Below are 15,504 nucleotides of genomic sequence, written 5' to 3'. Positions count from 1 at the left end.
TCCTCAGTCGTCGCCCGGCCGGAATGCGTCGAGGGGCAACGACGGTTCACCCTCCGCGGGTTCCGGATGCCCGCAGTCGAGACGGTCGCCGCGGCTGCGGGAGATACGCAGCGTGTCGCCGAGCGCGCCCGTCAAGCAGCAGGCCGGAAAGCGTAGTTCGGGTGCGGTGGTCCTGTTGTCGCGGAGGAGAGCACGGGCGTGCCCCAGGAGGACCTCACCGGATGCGAGCTGGGCGCGCTCAATGGCGTCCGCTTGCCGGGTGACCGGGCCGTCCCCCTCGGAGAGCAGGTAGCACGGTTTCCCCTCCGGGCTTGACCAGGGAAGCAGGCGTGGACGCGCAGGATGCGTCATGTCGGCTCCAGCTCTCTAGAGAAGTTGGATCGCTACACATTGAATCGAAGTGGATGCATAGCGTCAACTAGTTCTCTAGAGATGTTGAGGTTGGGGGAGATGGCGACGCCGTGGCACTCGAACAGATCTCTAGGATGTCTAGAGATCGCCAGGAGGGATGCATCGCCATGGCCGCACAGGAGAGCTCGTCGCCCAAGTACCGCCGGATCGCCGACGCTCTGAAGCAGGCGATTGCGGAGGGCGAGTTCCGGCCCGGAGACCGGCTGCCCGGGGAGAACGAGCTGATGGACCGGCACGGCGTGGCGCGGATGACGGCCCGGCAGGCGCTCGGTGTGCTCACCTCGGAGGGGCTTGCCGATGCCCGCAAGGGTGCCGGGGTCTTCGTGCGGGCGTTCCAGCCGATCCGGCGCCGTGGCGTCCCGCGCTTGGCCCGGGAGCAATGGGGTGAGGGACGGTCGGTCTGGTCGGCCGATGTCCCGGATCGTGACCTGGTGGTGGACGAGGTCACCGTGGGCGAGGAGCCGGCTCCTGAAACCGTCGCGGCGCAGCTCGGCATGACGCCGGGAGACGCCGTGATCGTGCGGCGCCGCAGGTTCGTGCTCGACGGTAAGCCGGTGTTGCTGTCCACCTCCTCCCTCCCCGCTGCTCTTGTCGCGGGATCGGCGATCACGCAGCCGGATACCGGGGCCGGCGGCACCTACGCCCGGCTCGCCGAGCTGGGTGCGGGGCCCGCCCGCTTCAGGGAAGAGGTGCGCTCACGCATGCCGACGCCGGAGGAGGCCGACCGGCTGCGCCTTCCGGCGGGCACGCCCGTCATCCTCATCAGCCGCACGGCCGTGACCGCGGACGGGCGGACCGTCGAGGTCAACGAGATGATCCTTGACTCGTCCGCCTACGTGCTGGAGTACGACTTCGACGCCTGAGCGCTCAGGCTGCGCGGGCCCTCACGCCGCCCGCCGCTCCGCATACTCCGGGATTTCGGCCATCGGGGGGCGCTCCTCGGTGTCCACGTCCGTCGTGCGGGGGACGAAGCCGTCGTCGCCGCGGTCGAACTGGGTGAGCCGGGGGCGTACCAAGTGGCCGCGGGTCAGGCGGAGTTGGGCGGTGCGGTAGATCGCGGCGGCCATCCGGCCGAGGGCCTGGCCGTCCTGGTGGCGGTGTTTGCGGACGCCGACGTCGACCTGGGCGAGGGCGTCGAGGCCGACGGTGTGCAGGGCGTCGACGAGCAGGCCGAGCTCGACGCCGTAGCCGACGGGGAAGGGGAGGCGTTCCAGGAGGGAGCGGCGGGCCGCGTACTCGCCGCCCAGCGGCTGGACGAAGCCGGCCAGCTGCGGCCAGTGGAGATTGAGGAGGGGGCGGGCCACCAGCTCGGTCACCCGGCCGCCCTGGCCGGCCCCGGCGCCTTCGACCCCGGTCTCCAGCGGACGGTCGTACATCGCCTTCACGAACTGGATGTCGGGATCGGTCAGCAGCGGGCCGACGATCCCGGAGACGAAGGAGGAGGAGAATTCGCGCAGGTCGGCGTCGATGAAGCAGACGATGTCGCCGGTGGTGGCCAGCAGGGAACGCCACAGCACCTCGCCCTTGCCGGGGAGGGCCGGCAGCCGCGGCAGGACGCTGTCGCGGGGGACGACCCGGGCGCCGGCCGCCGCGGCGGCCTCGGCGGTGCGGTCGGTGGAGCCGGAGTCCAGCACGATCAGCTCATCGACGAGCGGGACCGCGCCGGTCATCAGCTCGGCGCGGATCACCGCCACGATCGCCCCGACCGTGGCCTCCTCGTCGAGGGCGGGCAGTACGACACTGACCGTGCGGCCCGTCCGGTGCTTCGCCTCCAGCAGCTGCCCCAGCGGGCGGTCCGCGGCGGACCAGGAGCGGCTGCTCAGCCAGCGCTCCACCTCTTCCAGCACGTCTACGACTCCTCGGTCGCCGCCGGATCGGCGGCCTTGTGATCCATCTCGCGGTTCGGACGACTATCTCAACCGTCAGTGCCGTCGGTTACAGTCTTGAACAACGCGGATGACCGTCGCATGTCGGGGTCCGCGCCACAAACGCCTGGGTTTCGGCCCAGCGCCATACCGCTCATCCAGAGGGGCAGAGGGATACGGCCCGTTGAAGCCCCGGCAACCCTCCAGCCGGTCTTGCCGCAAGGACGATGATCGTCCCGCGCGCGAGGCTCCCGGCTAGGGAAGGTGCCAAATCCGTCTCGTGGCGAGATTCGCCGCGAGGAAGATGAGGAGAAAGGGCCTCGCCTCCATGGCTGTGCAAGTCACCGAAAACACCCCCACCGTCGCTCTGGGCCCCGCCGCAGCCCTGTCCTGCCGCGAGTGCGGACAGCGCTTCGCGCTCGGCCCGATCTTCGCGTGCCAGGAATGTTTCGGGCCGCTCGAAGTCGCGTACGACCTGCCGAGCGGCGACCCCGAGGGCCTGCGGAAGCAGATCGAGGCCGGTCCGGACAACATCTGGCGCTACGCCCCGCTGCTGCCCGTCCCCGCCGACGTCGCCGACAAGCCCAACCTGAACCCCGGCTTCACCAAGCTCGTCCAGGCCGACCGGCTCGCCGCCGAGCTGGGCGTCACCGGCGGTCTGTACGTCAAGGACGACTCGGGCAACCCGACGCACTCCTTCAAGGACCGCGTCGTGGCGATCGCCGTCGAGGCCGCCCGCGCCTTCGGCTTCACCACCCTCTCCTGCTCCTCGACCGGCAACCTTGCCGGTGCGGTCGGCGCCGCGGCGCGCCGCGCCGGTTTCCAGTCCTGCGTGTTCATCCCGCACGACCTGGAGGCCGGCAAGGTCGTCATGGCCGCGGTCTACGGCGGTGACCTGGTCGGCATCGAGGGCAACTACGACGACGTCAACCGCTTCTGCTCCGAGCTCATCGGCGACCCGCTCGGCGAGGGCTGGGGCTTCGTCAACGTCAATCTGCGCCCCTACTACGGCGAGGGTTCCAAGACCCTCGCGTACGAGATCTGCGAGCAGCTGGGCTGGCGGCTCCCGGACCAGATCGTCATCCCGATCGCGTCCGGCTCGCAGCTCACGAAGATCGACAAGGGGCTCAAGGAGCTGATCGCCCTCGGCCTGGTCGAGGACAAGCCGTACAAGATCTTCGGTGCCCAGGCGGAGGGCTGCTCCCCGGTGTCCACGGCCTTCAAGGCCGGGCAGGACGTGGTGCGCCCGCAGAAGCCGAAGACCATCGCCAAGTCGCTGGCGATCGGCAACCCGGCCGACGGCCCGTACGTGCTCGACATCGCCCGCCGCACGGGCGGCGCCGTCGAGGACGTCAACGACGAGCAGATCGTGGACGCGATCAAGCTGCTGGCCAGGACGGAAGGCATCTTCGCGGAGACCGCGGGCGGGGTGACCGTCGGCGTGACCAAGAAGCTGATCGAGGACGGTGTGCTCGACCCGTCCCTGACGACCGTCGTCCTGAACACCGGTGACGGCCTCAAGACGCTGGACGCGGTCGCCCCGACCTCCGGGCCCACGGCCACGATCCGTCCGGACCTGGACGCGTTCCGCGCGGCCGGCCTGGCCGGCTGAGGCCGCCGGCCCCGTCCGCGCACGGGGCCGCGCCACCTCCGCCGCGAGGCTGCCGGCCCGTCCGCCACGAGGCCGGCCACCGTCCCCGAACTCGTACTCCGCAATACCCGGAAGGCAGAACCATGAGCGTGAAGGTCCGCATCCCCACCATCCTCCGCACGTACACCGGCGGCCAGGCCGAGGTCGCCGCCGAGGGCGCGACCCTCTCCGAGGTGATCGCCGACCTGGAGCAGAACCACCAGGGCATCGCCGCCCGTGTGCTCGACGACGCCGGCAAGCTGCGCCGCTTCGTGAACGTCTACGTCAACGACGACGATGTGCGCTTCGAGCAGGGCCTTGAGACGCCGACCCCGGACGGTGCGGGCGTCTCGATCATTCCGGCGGTCGCCGGAGGCTGCTGATTTGCGCCAATTCTTGGCCTGCTTGACCGGAATTGCCCCGTCCGCCAGAAAGCGGACGGGGCAATTCCATGTTGTGAAAGGAGATACCATTGGGGTGATACCCCTCCGCTATAGCGCGCGCGTGTGCCGAACGCATATGAGATCGCGGTCAGTTGTGCCCAAAGTGTGGGCAACATTTGTCGCTTAGGTGAGCTATGCCCGGCCCGACTTGCCCGGGAGAACCGGGATTTCGCCGCATATAGCCGATTCTCCGGCCCCAGATTTCTCGTCCGATTGACCTGTTGCGCTGGGCATCTGTGCAGATACATTCAGCGGCGGTCGACGCGTTCCGGCGCACACCCCACAGGGCTTTCATGGGGTGAGGTCTGACCCGGGTCCGCGGAGTGCGGTCCTGCGCAAGGGCCAGTAATAGGGGAGTTAGGCATGGCTCAGGGCACCGTCAAGTGGTTCAACGCGGAGAAGGGGTACGGCTTCATCGCGGTCGACGGTGGTGCGGATGTTTTCGTCCACTACAGCGCGATCCAGATGGACGGTTACCGCACCCTTGAGGAGGGTCAGCGGGTCGAGTTCGAGATCTCGCAGGGCCAGAAGGGACCGCAGGCGGACATGGTCCGGGTGGCCGGCTGAGGCGCCGACCGACTGCTGCGTAGTGAAGGCCCGTACCCCTGAGGGGTGCGGGCCTTCTGCTGTCTGTTTGTTCATTGTTCATTGTTCGCCGGCGGTCGGCGGCTGTCCGCTGTTGGCGGACAGTGGGCAGCGGACGGTGGGCGGGGTGGCGGACGGCCGGGCAGGTGGGCGGCCCCGGGGGCCTGCGCTCACCCGTCACCCACCCGCCACTCGGGCGCCACCCCGATGGGAGGCATCTTCGAAGCCGCCTTGCACTCAAGGGGTGCGAGTGCTAATCATTGCGTTAGCACTCTCCCAGTGAGAGTGACAAAGAAGGACCGGGTCGGTGAGGCCCGTAGGCCGGGTGGGGCAAGGAACCACGCAGGTCTGCAGGTCGTCCGTCGCGGGCGCCAGCCAGGTCCGGAGCAATCCACCCCAGTCCGGGAGGACCACTTCACATGGCCAAGATCATCGCGTTCGACGAGGAGGCACGGCGCGGTCTCGAGCGCGGGATGAACCAGCTCGCCGACGCCGTCAAGGTCACCCTCGGCCCCAAGGGCCGCAACGTCGTCCTCGAGAAGAAGTGGGGCGCCCCCACGATCACCAACGATGGTGTATCCATCGCCAAGGAGATCGAGCTCGAGGACCCGTACGAGAAGATCGGCGCCGAGCTGGTCAAGGAGGTCGCGAAGAAGACGGACGACGTCGCCGGTGACGGCACGACGACCGCGACCGTCCTGGCCCAGGCTCTGGTCCGCGAGGGCCTGCGCAACGTCGCCGCCGGCGCCAACCCGATGGCCCTCAAGCGCGGCATCGAGCGTGCCGTCGAGGCCGTCTCCGCCGCCCTGCTGGAGCAGGCCAAGGACGTGGAGACCAAGGAGCAGATCGCTTCGACCGCCTCCATCTCCGCCGCTGACACCCAGATCGGCGAGCTGATCGCCGAGGCCATGGACAAGGTCGGCAAGGAAGGCGTCATCACCGTCGAGGAGTCCCAGACCTTCGGTCTGGAGCTGGAACTCACCGAGGGTATGCGCTTCGACAAGGGCTACATCTCGGCGTACTTCGCGACCGACATGGAGCGCATGGAAGCCGCGCTCGACGACCCGTACATCCTGATCGTCAACTCGAAGATCAGCAACGTGAAGGACCTGCTCCCGCTCCTGGAGAAGGTCATGCAGTCGGGCAAGCCGCTGCTGATCATCGCCGAGGACGTCGAGGGCGAGGCCCTGTCGACCCTGGTCGTCAACAAGATCCGTGGCACCTTCAAGTCCGTCGCCGTCAAGGCCCCGGGCTTCGGTGACCGCCGCAAGGCCATGCTCGGCGACATCGCCATCCTCACCGGTGGCACCGTCATCTCCGAGGAGGTCGGCCTCAAGCTGGAGAACGCCGGTCTCGAACTGCTCGGCCGCGCCCGCAAGGTCGTCATCACCAAGGACGAGACCACCATCGTCGACGGTGCCGGTGACAGCGAGCAGGTCCAGGGCCGGGTCAACCAGATCCGCGCCGAGATCGAGAACAGCGACTCGGACTACGACCGCGAGAAGCTCCAGGAGCGTCTGGCGAAGCTGGCCGGCGGCGTGGCCGTCATCAAGGCCGGTGCCGCCACCGAGGTCGAGCTCAAGGAGCGCAAGCACCGCATCGAGGACGCCGTTCGCAACGCGAAGGCGGCCGTCGAAGAGGGCATCGTCGCCGGCGGTGGCGTGGCCCTGCTCCAGGCCTCCTCGGTCTTCGAGAAGCTGGACCTCGACGGTGACGAGGCCACCGGCGCCAACGCCGTGAAGCTCGCGCTGGAGGCCCCGCTGAAGCAGATCTCCGTCAACGGCGGCCTTGAGGGCGGCGTTGTGGTGGAGAAGGTGCGCAACCTGCCCGTGGGTCACGGCCTCAACGCCGCGACCGGCGACTACGTCGACATGATCGCCGAAGGCATCATCGACCCGGCCAAGGTCACGCGCTCCGCGCTGCAGAACGCCGCCTCCATCGCGGCGCTGTTCCTCACCACCGAGGCCGTCATCGCCGACAAGCCGGAGAAGGCCGCTGCCGGCGGCGCTCCGGGCGGCATGCCGGGCGGTGACATGGACTTCTGATCCCTCGCGGATCAGACGCTGGTCCTCCCGGACCACACGTCCAGACGTACGTCGGGGCGGCACCCTCCTCCCAGGGGGTGCCGCCCCGGCGGCGTTTTCGGGGATCGCCCGGCGTCCTCTGCGGCTAGGTGCTGGCGCAAGGTGAAGCGCGGCAACATCGACACTTCCGGCTGTCGAGAATGCGGCGCCGGCTCCGTCCCAGGGGTACCAATGGCCAGACCGGACTGCGTGACGAACCAGACCGGACTGTGTGACGGAAAAGGAGCACCCCGTGGCGATTCAGCGGATGGACAACGTAGGCATCGTCGTCGACGACCTGGAGGCGGCCATCGCCTTCTTCACCGAGCTCGGCATGGAGCTGGAAGGCGAAGCGCAGATCGAGGGAGTCTGCGCAGACCAAATGGTCGGCCTCGACGGGGTCCGCAGCGCCATCGCGATGATGCGCACCCCGGACGGCCACGGCAAGCTGGAGCTGACGAAGTTTCACGCCCCCGCGGCGATCACTTCCGGACCGCCCAACCCGCCACCCCACACCCTGGGCCTGCACCGTGTCATGTTCGCCGTCGACGACATCGACGACACGATCACCCGCCTGCGCCGCCATGGCGCCGAACTCCTCGGCGAGGTCGCGCAGTACGAGAACAGCTACCGACTCTGCAACCTCCGCGGCCCCTCGGGAATCATCGTCGCTCTGGCCGAACGGATCGGCTAGGGACCGTCCCCCTGAACCGCGCACAATTGGTTCGCGCGGTTCGACTGCTCGGTGGCAGAGTGCGGGGGCAGGGGGCAGGGGCAGGGGGCAGTGATGGATCAGGCAGAGGTATTGCTCATCGGAGGGCGCGCCGGCGTCGGCAAGACCACGGTGGGGTGGGAGGTCTCGGCGCGTCTGCGTGCTGTGAGGGTGGCGCACTGCGTGATCGAGGGTGACTTCATGGGGCAGGTCCATCCGGCTCCGGAGGGGGACCCCTGCCGCAGGAAGATCGCCGAGCGCAATCTGACGGCGCTCTGGTCGAACTACGCCGAGCTCGGGTACCGCCGTTTGATCTACACCAACACGGTGAGCGTTCTGGCCGAGAACGAGGGCATGTTCCGCCGTGCCATGGGTGCGCATGTCAGGATCGTGCGAGTGGTGCTGACCGCGTCCGATGCCACCGCTCGTGAGCGGCTGACCGGTCGGGAACTGGGCTCGGAGCTGGAGCATGAGTTGGCGGGCAGCGCCCGCAAGGCGCGGATTCTGGATGCGCAGATGCCCTTGGACACGATGCGCGTGACGACCGACGGACGTGCCGTGGTCGACATAGCGCGCGAAGTGGTGGGCGCGACCAACTGGCTACCGAGCGCTTGCGGGTAGGTTCCTCGCCCTCGGTCCTGTCGTCAGCCCGCGGGCTCCTGCTGTCGGCGGCGGACGATGAGGCAGCCCGCGAGGCACAAGGCCCCCGCCAGGGCCAGCATCACGGCGCCGCAGAGGGTGGCCGGTGCGGGCGGGGTGTCGCGGTCGAGGGTGCTTTCGAAGACGGCCTGGATCACGACATTGCCGTGCGGCGCGGAGCCGTGCGTCCCGGGCAGCGGTGGGAACGGGGGCGGTGTCTCACCCCACAGGATCAGTGCCACCCCGCCGGCGGCCAGTACGAGAACCGTGAGGGCCACGATCAGTCTGGCGCGCCAGGGGCGCCGTAATCGGATCAGCATGGCCCCGACCCTACTGACTGCTACTGACAGCCGCGCCACGATGCGGCAGGATCACGGTCGGCCGGCGGCGGCTCCACTGCGGCTGGGTGCCGGTGGCCGTGCGACCGCACGCAAATGCTCCACTTGGGCGCGGACTTGGGAGGCCGTCGCCTCCGCGGCACGACGCCGCCGGTCGTCCGGTGGGGCCTCGCCCCGGCAGGGGCCGCAGACCCCGCCGGGAAGCGCTTCGGGCCGACCGGGGGCGCGGCAGACGGTGCACTCCATGATCCGGAGGGGCATGGAGGACGGCCGGTCGGCCTGGCCGCGCGCTCCCGGTTCACCTGCTCCCGTTTCCGTGGCTTCCGGCGGCATTTTGGCGAGCAGCCGGGAGCGGGCGAGTCGGCCCGGGTGGTGGATGTGTGGCGGCAGCCCGGAGGTCAGGGCGGACAGCAGCTGGTCGCGGGTCGCGCCGCGCGCCAGCCATTCCTCCGCGAACGCTTCGAGGGACGCGCAGTCGGCAGCCGACAGCGTCATACGGGGTTCGGCGCGGCCGAGGGCGGCGAGGGTGGCGTAGCCGGGGGACTGCGGTTGGCGGGTGCGGACGTGTGGGCGTGGCGGGTCTGCGGCGGGGGGCGGGGCGTCACTCGCGTCGTCGGTCAGCGGAACGTTCCCGGCGCATAAGGCCATCCACCAGGCGTTGTCCCGTGCCGTACGTGAGAAGTACGTACGCGTCACCCAGAGCGGGCTGCCGCCGTCACTCGTGTGTGTCTCGGTGACCCGCCGCAGATGACCGGCCTCCGAGAGGCGGCGGAGCGCGGTCCGCAGGGCGCACTGCCCGTAGTCCGGCAGCACCTTGGCCAGCGTCTTCACGGAGATGTCGGCACCCTCGGGCAGCCGGTCGAGGTAGGCGGCGATGGATGCCTCGCGGCGGGGGAGGTGCGCGAAGTCACCGGGGCGGGGCGCCCGTTGGTCGGGCGCGGCGCGTTTGCCGTAGCCGGGGCGGGCGGAGGGGTGGTTGTGGTGGGGGCGTGCGGACGCGCACGGGGCAGGGTTAAGGTTTTCACCAGCCATGAGATCGCGCTGCTTTCGATCTTGATGGTCAGACCCCGGTCGGTGTTGGTAGCACCTGCCGGGGTTGTTTGTTGCTGGGCACGCTAGACCGGGGCGACGTGATGTCGCAAGCCGGTCACGGAATGTCATCCGCGCAGGTGTGAGCGGGAGTTGGCGGAACCGGGGGAGGGCGGGTGGGTTACTTCCGTCCACCCGTTCCTTGGAAAGAGGGCTCGGGGTCCGCGGCTTGAGCCCCGGACCCCGAGTGTCGCCAGGCGCCCTACAGGGAGCTGGACTTGATGCCCTCGATGAACGCCGCCCACGCCGGTGCCCGGAACGCGAGCGCCGGACCGTGCGGGTCTTTGGAGTCCCGGACGGGCACGATGCCGGGGAGGTCGTCGGAGACTTCGAGGCAGTCCCCGCCCTCGCCGCCGCTGTAGCTGGACTTACGCCAGATGGCTGTACTCAGGTCGTACTCAGGACTGATCTTCATGCGCGTAATCCTCCGCCACTGATTCGATCAGGGCCAGGGAATCTTGGGGTGACAGTGCGCTGGCCCCGAGCAGATCGTAAGTCAGCTCGTGACGGGCGACGGTCGCTGGGTCGTCCTCCAACTTGCTTGCGCTCAGCACTTCGAGATGGGCGAGCGTGGGGGCGTCCTCGAAGCTCATCAACTTGAGCGCGCCATTCATCGACGCATGGGCACCTGCCGAGAATGGCAGCACCTGCACAATGACTCGGTGCTTCCGGATCAGCTCCGTCATGTGCCACAAGGCCTCGGCCATCACCACCGGACCGCCGGTCTTGCGGCGCAACACAGCCTCGTCCAGCACCACCCACAACAACGGGGTCGTTGGATGGTCGAGGAGGCGTGCGCGTTCGAGTCGCGCCGTGACCGTTTCCTCGATCACGTCCTCCGGCGCCGTTGGCTGGTACGCGCGGCAAACCGCCCACGCATACGCCTTCGTCTGCAACAGCCCCGGAATCAGCTGCGGCGCGTACTGCCGGATCGCCGTGGCAACGGCCTCTGCCTCCGCCGCCTCCGCGAAGTGATCCGGGTACTTGGACTTCGTCGCGGCCTCGCAGTTGCGGGTGAAGTAGCCGTCCGTCCCGAGGATCTCGTCGATCTTCACGGCGTATTCCATGTGCATCCGCCGTGTCCCGGCCTCCAGCTGGCCGATGAACGACCCGCTGACGAAGAGGGGCCTGCCGAGTTCTTCCTGGGTGAGACCGGCCTCTTCGCGCTTGTGGCGTAACTCCGCGCCGAGCATGGCGCGGGGGGACGAGGACGGGTCGAGGGGTTTGGGTCCGGGCATCGCAGCAACTCCCTGTTACACACCATCGGTTGTTGGGTCTGCGCCTCTGTGCAGGTTAGACCCGCAGTGGCCACGCTGTGTGCGCAATGGCAACACTCAGTGTGGAAGGCGATGAGGCGAATGCTGACGGCGCGTGAGCGGATGCGGCAGGCCGAGGGCGTCACGGTGGAACTGCAGGCCGCACTCCGGGCGGTGGGCATCACCCTGCCCTCCTTCGGTGTCGACCCGGTGTCGTGTGCGAGCGCCCATATGGCGCCGCTGGTCGAGCTGGGGCGCTGCAATCTGGACACGGCCCGGCGGCTCGCCGGCGTACTGGCGGACTACGCCCGGACCGCCGTACCGGGACACGGCGAGGAGGGGCCGCGGCCGTGATGCCGGCCCCCGGAAGCTTTGCGGTGGACGGGCGGGACGGCCGCGTCGGCGTGGTTGTCGGCCTGGTCATCGGCGTGGTCGTCGGCCACGAGGGGGCGTTGGTGCGGCTCCGGCCGCCCGGGGGCGGGGTGCCGTGGGACTGCCCGTGTCACGCGCTGCGCGCCGTCCCGCCGTCCGCCGTACTGGCGGTCCGCGTCAGAGAGCTGAACTGGCAGAGCCGGATGACGTGAGGGGTGGGCCGCCACCCGTCAGGAACGTGTGCCCTATGGGGTGTCCGGGGCGGGCGCGCCCTGAGGTGTGGATGACCGTGTCGTGCGTCGGGGCTCTGACCCGCGCGGATGTACGGCTGACGGTCGTACGGTCGGCTGCCGGTGTGGGGGCGGATGCCGGGGCCGCGGGCCGCGGGGGTGTGTGGGCGGGGGCGTAGGCGGCGTGCGGGGGTGTCGCTTTGCGTAAGTGCTGCACACGGGCGGGAACGGGGCGGGCGGCTCGGGGCGAGCGGCTTGAGTCGCGGGCCACGGGTGGGCATTCGCTGGTGCGATAGCCCGGCCCCGAGCATGGCGCGGGGTGACGAGGGTGAGGGTGAGGAGCCGGGGCGCGGGCGTCTTGGCAACTCGCTGTTACACACGATCGGTTGTTGGATATGCGTCTCTCTGCAGGCTGGGCCGGTAGCCGCCACGCTGTGTGCACGACGGGGACACTCAGCGTGGAAGGCGATGAGGCGAAATGTTGACGGCGCGTGATCGAGTACGGCAGGCCGAGGGCGTCATGGCGGAACTGCATACCGCACTCCAGGCGGTCGGGGTCACCCTTCCCTCCCTCTGCGTCGACCCGGTGTCGTGCGCGAGCAGCGTCATGGCGCCCCTGATCGAGCTGGGGCGCTGCAATCTCGACACCGCCCAACGGCTGGCCGAGGTCTTGATGGACTACGCCAAGACCGCCGCCCCCGGGCACGGCCCGGAGGAGGGACAGCCGTGAAGTTGTCGTCCGGCAGCTATGCGGTGGACGGGCGGGACGGGCGCGTCGGCCGGGTCGTGGGCCACCAGGGGCCGTTGGTGCAGCTCCGCGAGCCCGGCGGCGGCCGGCCGTGGACCTGCCCGCCGCACTTACTGCGTCCCGCCCCGCCGTCCGCCGTACTGGCGGCCCGCCTCAGAGAGCTGAACTGGGAGAGCCGGATGATCCCCTGAGGAAGGACTGGGGTGAGGACTGGGGTGAGGACTGGGGTGTTCGTCTCACGCCAACGCCAACGGCAACGGCAACGGCAACGGCAACGCCAACGGCAACGGCAACGGCAACGGCAACGGCAATACCGACCTGGGGCCCGGCCTCAGCGTGTCCCCAGGCCGGCCGGCGCGCCCGGTGCGGTGGGCGTGCCTGGTGTGGTGGGCGTGCCTGGCGTGGTCGGGCCTCCGGTGGTTGCGGGATCGGTGGTCTGCGAGGGGTGGGGAGCGGGGGCGGTGGCGTCGGGATCTTTGGGGTCCGTGTTCAGGTCCGCCCGCAGTTGTCTGCTGAAGCCGAAGAAGTAGGTGGCGAGGAAGCCGGTGAGGTAGCCGACGGCCAGGCCCAAGGCGTAGACGACGAGGGTGGTGGTGACGGGCTGGTTGCCCTTGACCAGGGGGAACAGGGCCCAGCCTGAGGGGCCGATGGCGGTGGAGCCGACGGCGTCGCCGAGTTGGTTGAAGAGGCCGATGAAGCCGCCGCCGCAGGCGCCGCCGAGGCAGGCGGTGATGAAGGGGCGGCCCAGGGGGAGCGAGACGCCGTAGATCAGGGGTTCGCCGACGCCCAGGAAGCCTGCGGGGAGGGCGGACTTGACGGTCGTACGGATCGAGCGGTTGCGGGGGAGGCGGAGGTAGACGGCGAGGGCGGCGCCGACCTGGCCTGCGCCTGCCATGGCGAGGATCGGGAGCAGGACGGTATAGCCCTGCTGCTCGATGAGGGTGGTGTGGATGGGGATCAGGGTTTGGTGGAGGCCCAGCATCACGAGGGGGAGGAAGAGGCCGCCCAGGACGAAGCCGGCGAAGGCCCCGCCGTGGGCCAGCAGCCAGGTGGCGAAGGTCCCGATGGCGGTGGAGACCTCGCCCGCGACGAACATCAGGCCGAAGATCGTGACCAGGCCCGTGACCAGGACGGTCAGGGTGGGAGTGAGAAGGACGTCCAGGGCCTCGGGGACCTGGACCCTTCCCCGCGCTCCCGATGTCGCCCGGCCGGGGAAGACCCCATGGCGGCAGCGCTTCTCCACCTGGACGGCGAGCAGCGCCGCGGCGAGTGCGCCGAGTACTCCGCCCTGGCCCGGGGCGAGCTTCTGGCCGAAGGCCGTGACGTGGGCGATGCCGGGGAAGACGATGATCGCGGCGACCGCGCCGCCGAGGATCGGTGTACCGCCGAACTCCTTGGCGGTCTGGTAGCCGACGAAGACGGCGATGAGGGACATGAAGCCGGAGGCGATGGCGGCCAGCGCCGGGACGACGGACGGCAGCCAGCCGAGGTTGGCCAGCAGGCCGTTGATACCGGCGACGATGCCGCAGCCGATCAGGGCCGGGATCAGCGGGACGAAGATATTGGCGATCCGGCGCAGGAACAGCTTCACGGGAGTGGCGTTCCGGGATTTCTGCCGGGCCTTGAGGGCGGCGCCCTGGGCGGCCAGCTCCTCGGCGGTGGTGCCGGTGGGGGTGGCGCCGGTGGGAGTGACGGCCTCAGGTGTGGATTCCGGGGTGGCGGTCGGCGCTACGGCCCTCGGTGCTCCGGCCTCCCGTTCCGGGGGCGGGTCCGAAGCGCGGGCCTGCTCGACCAGGCGCTCGAACTCGGGGGTCACGTGGGCAACCGTTCCGGGGCCCAGCACGATCTGGTACGTGTCGTCCTCGACCACGCCCAGGACGGCCGGGAGCGCCTTGAGGGCTTCGTCCTGGACCAGGGAGCGGTCCTGGATGCCGAGGCGGAGCCGGGTCATGCAGTGGGCGATGGAGGTGAGGTTCTTGGCGCCGCCGACGAGAGGGAGGATCGCGGCGGCGGTGGCACGGTTCTTGTCTTCGGGCATATGCGGTGCCTTGCTGTGGAGACAAACCAGGGGCAGGGGTCCAGGGGCAGGGATGGGGTGGGGAAATGAGGGTGGGGCCGGCGGGTTTCCGCAGGTCTCAGCGGTTCCTGGCGGCCTGGAGGGCTTCGCGCAGATGGCCGTTGGCGGTGTCGAGAAGGCGGGCGGCGGTGGGGCCGTCGACATCACCGAGGAGGGTGAGGATGGCGTTCTTCACCTCGCCGTCCGTGATGCTGAGTGCCGTCTCGATCTCCGCGTCGGTGGCGCCCGTGGCGAGCGCGACGATACGGCGCGAGCGGGCCCGCAGCTTTTCGTTGGAGGCGCGGACGTCCACCATCAGATTCCCGTAGGTCTTGCCCAGGCGGATCATGGTGAGGGTCGAGAGCATGTTGAGCACCAGCTTTTGGGCGGTGCCCGCCTTGAGCCGGGTGGAGCCGGTCAGCAGCTCCGGGCCGACCACGATCTCGATGCCGTGCTCGGCGGCCGCGGCCAGCGCCGAATCGGCGTTGCAGGACAGGCCGATGGTCAGGGCGCCCAGCTCGCGGGCGTACTGGACGGCCCCGATCGCGTACGGCGTGCGGCCGGAGGCGGAGATGCCGACGACGGTGTCCAGGTCGGTCAGGCCGATCCCGGTCAGATCCTCGACGGCGAATGTGGCGCTGTCCTCGGCGCCCTCGACAGCGCTGACCATCGCGGACGGCCCGCCCGCGATCATCCCGAGGACCTGGGAGGGGTCGGTGTTGAAGGTCGGCGGGCATTCGCTGGCGTCCAGCACCCCGAGGCGGCCGGCCGTGCCGGCGCCGGCGTAGATCAGCCGACCGCCGCGGGCCATGCGCGCGGCGGTGGCGTCGATGGCGGCGGCGATCTCGGGGAGCCGCCGGGCGACGGCGGCGGGGACGGTGGCGTCCTCGTCGTTCATCGTGCGGGCGATGTCCAGGGTGGAGCGGCGGTCGATGTCCGCGAGGTCGGGCCGGAACGCTTCGGTGGTGAGGGTGTCCAACTGGGCGCGCAGATGGGCGTAGTCGGCGGTGGAGGTCATGGCAACGATGGCTCTTTTCGGGTCGGGCTCGTGGGGGCCGGCGCTTTCT

At 69.7% G+C, this 15,504-nt stretch carries 19 protein-coding genes and 1 riboswitch; of the genes, 11 read left to right on the top strand and 8 right to left on the bottom strand.

Annotation, left to right across the window (positions count from 1 at the left end):
* Positions 1 to 3: 3 nt before the first annotated feature.
* Positions 4 to 351, bottom strand: a complete 348-nt coding sequence (locus OHS81_RS14385; protein ID WP_328385177.1) for a hypothetical protein — start codon at positions 349 to 351, stop codon at positions 4 to 6.
* Between the two features lie 167 nt (positions 352 to 518).
* On the opposite strand from OHS81_RS14385, the gene OHS81_RS14380 reads away from it, so the two are divergent.
* The gene (locus OHS81_RS14380; RefSeq protein WP_328385176.1) at positions 519 to 1,274 is read left to right on the top strand and encodes a GntR family transcriptional regulator; all 756 of its coding nucleotides are present in this window, start codon (positions 519 to 521) and stop codon (positions 1,272 to 1,274) included.
* Between the two features lie 21 nt (positions 1,275 to 1,295).
* On the opposite strand, the gene OHS81_RS14375 is transcribed toward OHS81_RS14380, so the two are convergent.
* Positions 1,296 to 2,258 carry a glucosyl-3-phosphoglycerate synthase gene (locus tag OHS81_RS14375; protein WP_328385175.1) on the bottom strand — a complete coding sequence of 321 codons (963 nt, stop codon included), beginning with the start codon at positions 2,256 to 2,258 and terminating at the stop codon, positions 1,296 to 1,298.
* Positions 2,259 to 2,427: 169 nt separating this feature from the next.
* Positions 2,428 to 2,587, top strand: a riboswitch (SAM riboswitch).
* Between the two features lie 17 nt (positions 2,588 to 2,604).
* Between OHS81_RS14375 and thrC the strand changes: the two genes are divergently transcribed.
* From thrC to OHS81_RS14345, 6 genes are all read left to right on the top strand, one after another.
* Positions 2,605 to 3,888 (top strand): threonine synthase, encoded by a 1,284-nt coding sequence (gene thrC, locus OHS81_RS14370; protein ID WP_328385174.1) that lies wholly within the window; start codon positions 2,605 to 2,607, stop codon positions 3,886 to 3,888.
* A 122-nt stretch (positions 3,889 to 4,010) separates the two neighbouring features.
* Positions 4,011 to 4,289, top strand: a complete 279-nt coding sequence (locus OHS81_RS14365) for a MoaD/ThiS family protein (RefSeq protein ID WP_086721746.1) — start codon at positions 4,011 to 4,013, stop codon at positions 4,287 to 4,289.
* Positions 4,290 to 4,712: 423 nt separating this feature from the next.
* Positions 4,713 to 4,916, top strand: coding sequence for a cold-shock protein (locus OHS81_RS14360; RefSeq protein ID WP_003986833.1), 204 nt, complete (start codon positions 4,713 to 4,715; stop codon positions 4,914 to 4,916).
* 437 nt (positions 4,917 to 5,353) lie between these two features.
* Positions 5,354 to 6,979: a chaperonin GroEL gene (gene groL / locus OHS81_RS14355; RefSeq protein WP_328385173.1), complete on the top strand. Its 1,626-nt coding sequence runs from the start codon at positions 5,354 to 5,356 to the stop codon at positions 6,977 to 6,979.
* 271 nt (positions 6,980 to 7,250) lie between these two features.
* Entirely contained in the window at positions 7,251 to 7,691 is a 441-nt protein-coding gene (locus OHS81_RS14350) for a VOC family protein (protein ID WP_328385172.1), read from the top strand.
* A 93-nt stretch (positions 7,692 to 7,784) separates the two neighbouring features.
* Positions 7,785 to 8,330: an AAA family ATPase gene (locus OHS81_RS14345; RefSeq protein ID WP_328385171.1), complete on the top strand. Its 546-nt coding sequence runs from the start codon at positions 7,785 to 7,787 to the stop codon at positions 8,328 to 8,330.
* 23 nt (positions 8,331 to 8,353) lie between these two features.
* Here OHS81_RS14345 and OHS81_RS14340 read toward each other — a convergent pair whose 3' ends face one another.
* The 4 genes from OHS81_RS14340 to OHS81_RS14325 form a co-directional block, all read right to left on the bottom strand.
* A complete protein-coding gene (locus OHS81_RS14340; RefSeq protein WP_328385170.1) occupies positions 8,354 to 8,668 on the bottom strand; it encodes a hypothetical protein in 315 nt (104 codons plus the stop codon).
* A gap of 51 nt (positions 8,669 to 8,719) precedes the next feature.
* The gene (locus OHS81_RS14335) at positions 8,720 to 9,718 is read right to left on the bottom strand and encodes a hypothetical protein (RefSeq protein ID WP_328385169.1); all 999 of its coding nucleotides are present in this window, start codon (positions 9,716 to 9,718) and stop codon (positions 8,720 to 8,722) included.
* A 259-nt stretch (positions 9,719 to 9,977) separates the two neighbouring features.
* Complete coding sequence (locus tag OHS81_RS14330) at positions 9,978 to 10,190, bottom strand: DUF397 domain-containing protein (protein WP_328385168.1); 213 nt, start codon at positions 10,188 to 10,190, stop codon at positions 9,978 to 9,980.
* A complete protein-coding gene (locus tag OHS81_RS14325) occupies positions 10,174 to 11,013 on the bottom strand; it encodes a helix-turn-helix domain-containing protein (protein WP_328385167.1) in 840 nt (279 codons plus the stop codon). The genes OHS81_RS14330 and OHS81_RS14325 overlap by 17 nt, the downstream gene beginning before the upstream one ends.
* A 120-nt stretch (positions 11,014 to 11,133) precedes the next feature.
* On the opposite strand from OHS81_RS14325, the gene OHS81_RS14320 reads away from it, so the two are divergent.
* From OHS81_RS14320 to OHS81_RS14305, 4 genes are all read left to right on the top strand, one after another.
* Positions 11,134 to 11,385, top strand: a complete 252-nt coding sequence (locus OHS81_RS14320) for a hypothetical protein (RefSeq protein ID WP_328385166.1) — start codon at positions 11,134 to 11,136, stop codon at positions 11,383 to 11,385.
* Positions 11,385 to 11,615 (top strand): hypothetical protein, encoded by a 231-nt coding sequence (locus OHS81_RS14315; RefSeq protein ID WP_328385165.1) that lies wholly within the window; start codon positions 11,385 to 11,387, stop codon positions 11,613 to 11,615. Before OHS81_RS14320 ends, OHS81_RS14315 begins: the two co-directional genes overlap by 1 nt.
* A 496-nt stretch (positions 11,616 to 12,111) precedes the next feature.
* On the top strand, positions 12,112 to 12,363 hold the full coding sequence (locus OHS81_RS14310; protein ID WP_328385164.1) for a hypothetical protein: 252 nt from the start codon (positions 12,112 to 12,114) through the stop codon (positions 12,361 to 12,363).
* The gene (locus OHS81_RS14305; protein ID WP_328385163.1) at positions 12,360 to 12,572 is read left to right on the top strand and encodes a hypothetical protein; all 213 of its coding nucleotides are present in this window, start codon (positions 12,360 to 12,362) and stop codon (positions 12,570 to 12,572) included. Before OHS81_RS14310 ends, OHS81_RS14305 begins: the two co-directional genes overlap by 4 nt.
* A gap of 140 nt (positions 12,573 to 12,712) precedes the next feature.
* On the opposite strand, the gene OHS81_RS14300 is transcribed toward OHS81_RS14305, so the two are convergent.
* Positions 12,713 to 14,419, bottom strand: a complete 1,707-nt coding sequence (locus tag OHS81_RS14300) for a PTS transporter subunit EIIC (protein ID WP_328385162.1) — start codon at positions 14,417 to 14,419, stop codon at positions 12,713 to 12,715.
* A gap of 97 nt (positions 14,420 to 14,516) precedes the next feature.
* Positions 14,517 to 15,455: an N-acetylmuramic acid 6-phosphate etherase gene (murQ, locus tag OHS81_RS14295; protein ID WP_328385161.1), complete on the bottom strand. Its 939-nt coding sequence runs from the start codon at positions 15,453 to 15,455 to the stop codon at positions 14,517 to 14,519.
* Positions 15,456 to 15,504 lie beyond the last annotated feature (49 nt).

The organism is Streptomyces sp. NBC_00400, assembly GCF_036048035.1.
Classification (GTDB): Bacteria; Actinomycetota; Actinomycetes; order Streptomycetales; family Streptomycetaceae; genus Streptomyces.
The sequence above is the reverse complement of the archived record's forward strand: the minus strand, read 5'-3'. Positions and strand labels throughout refer to the sequence as shown.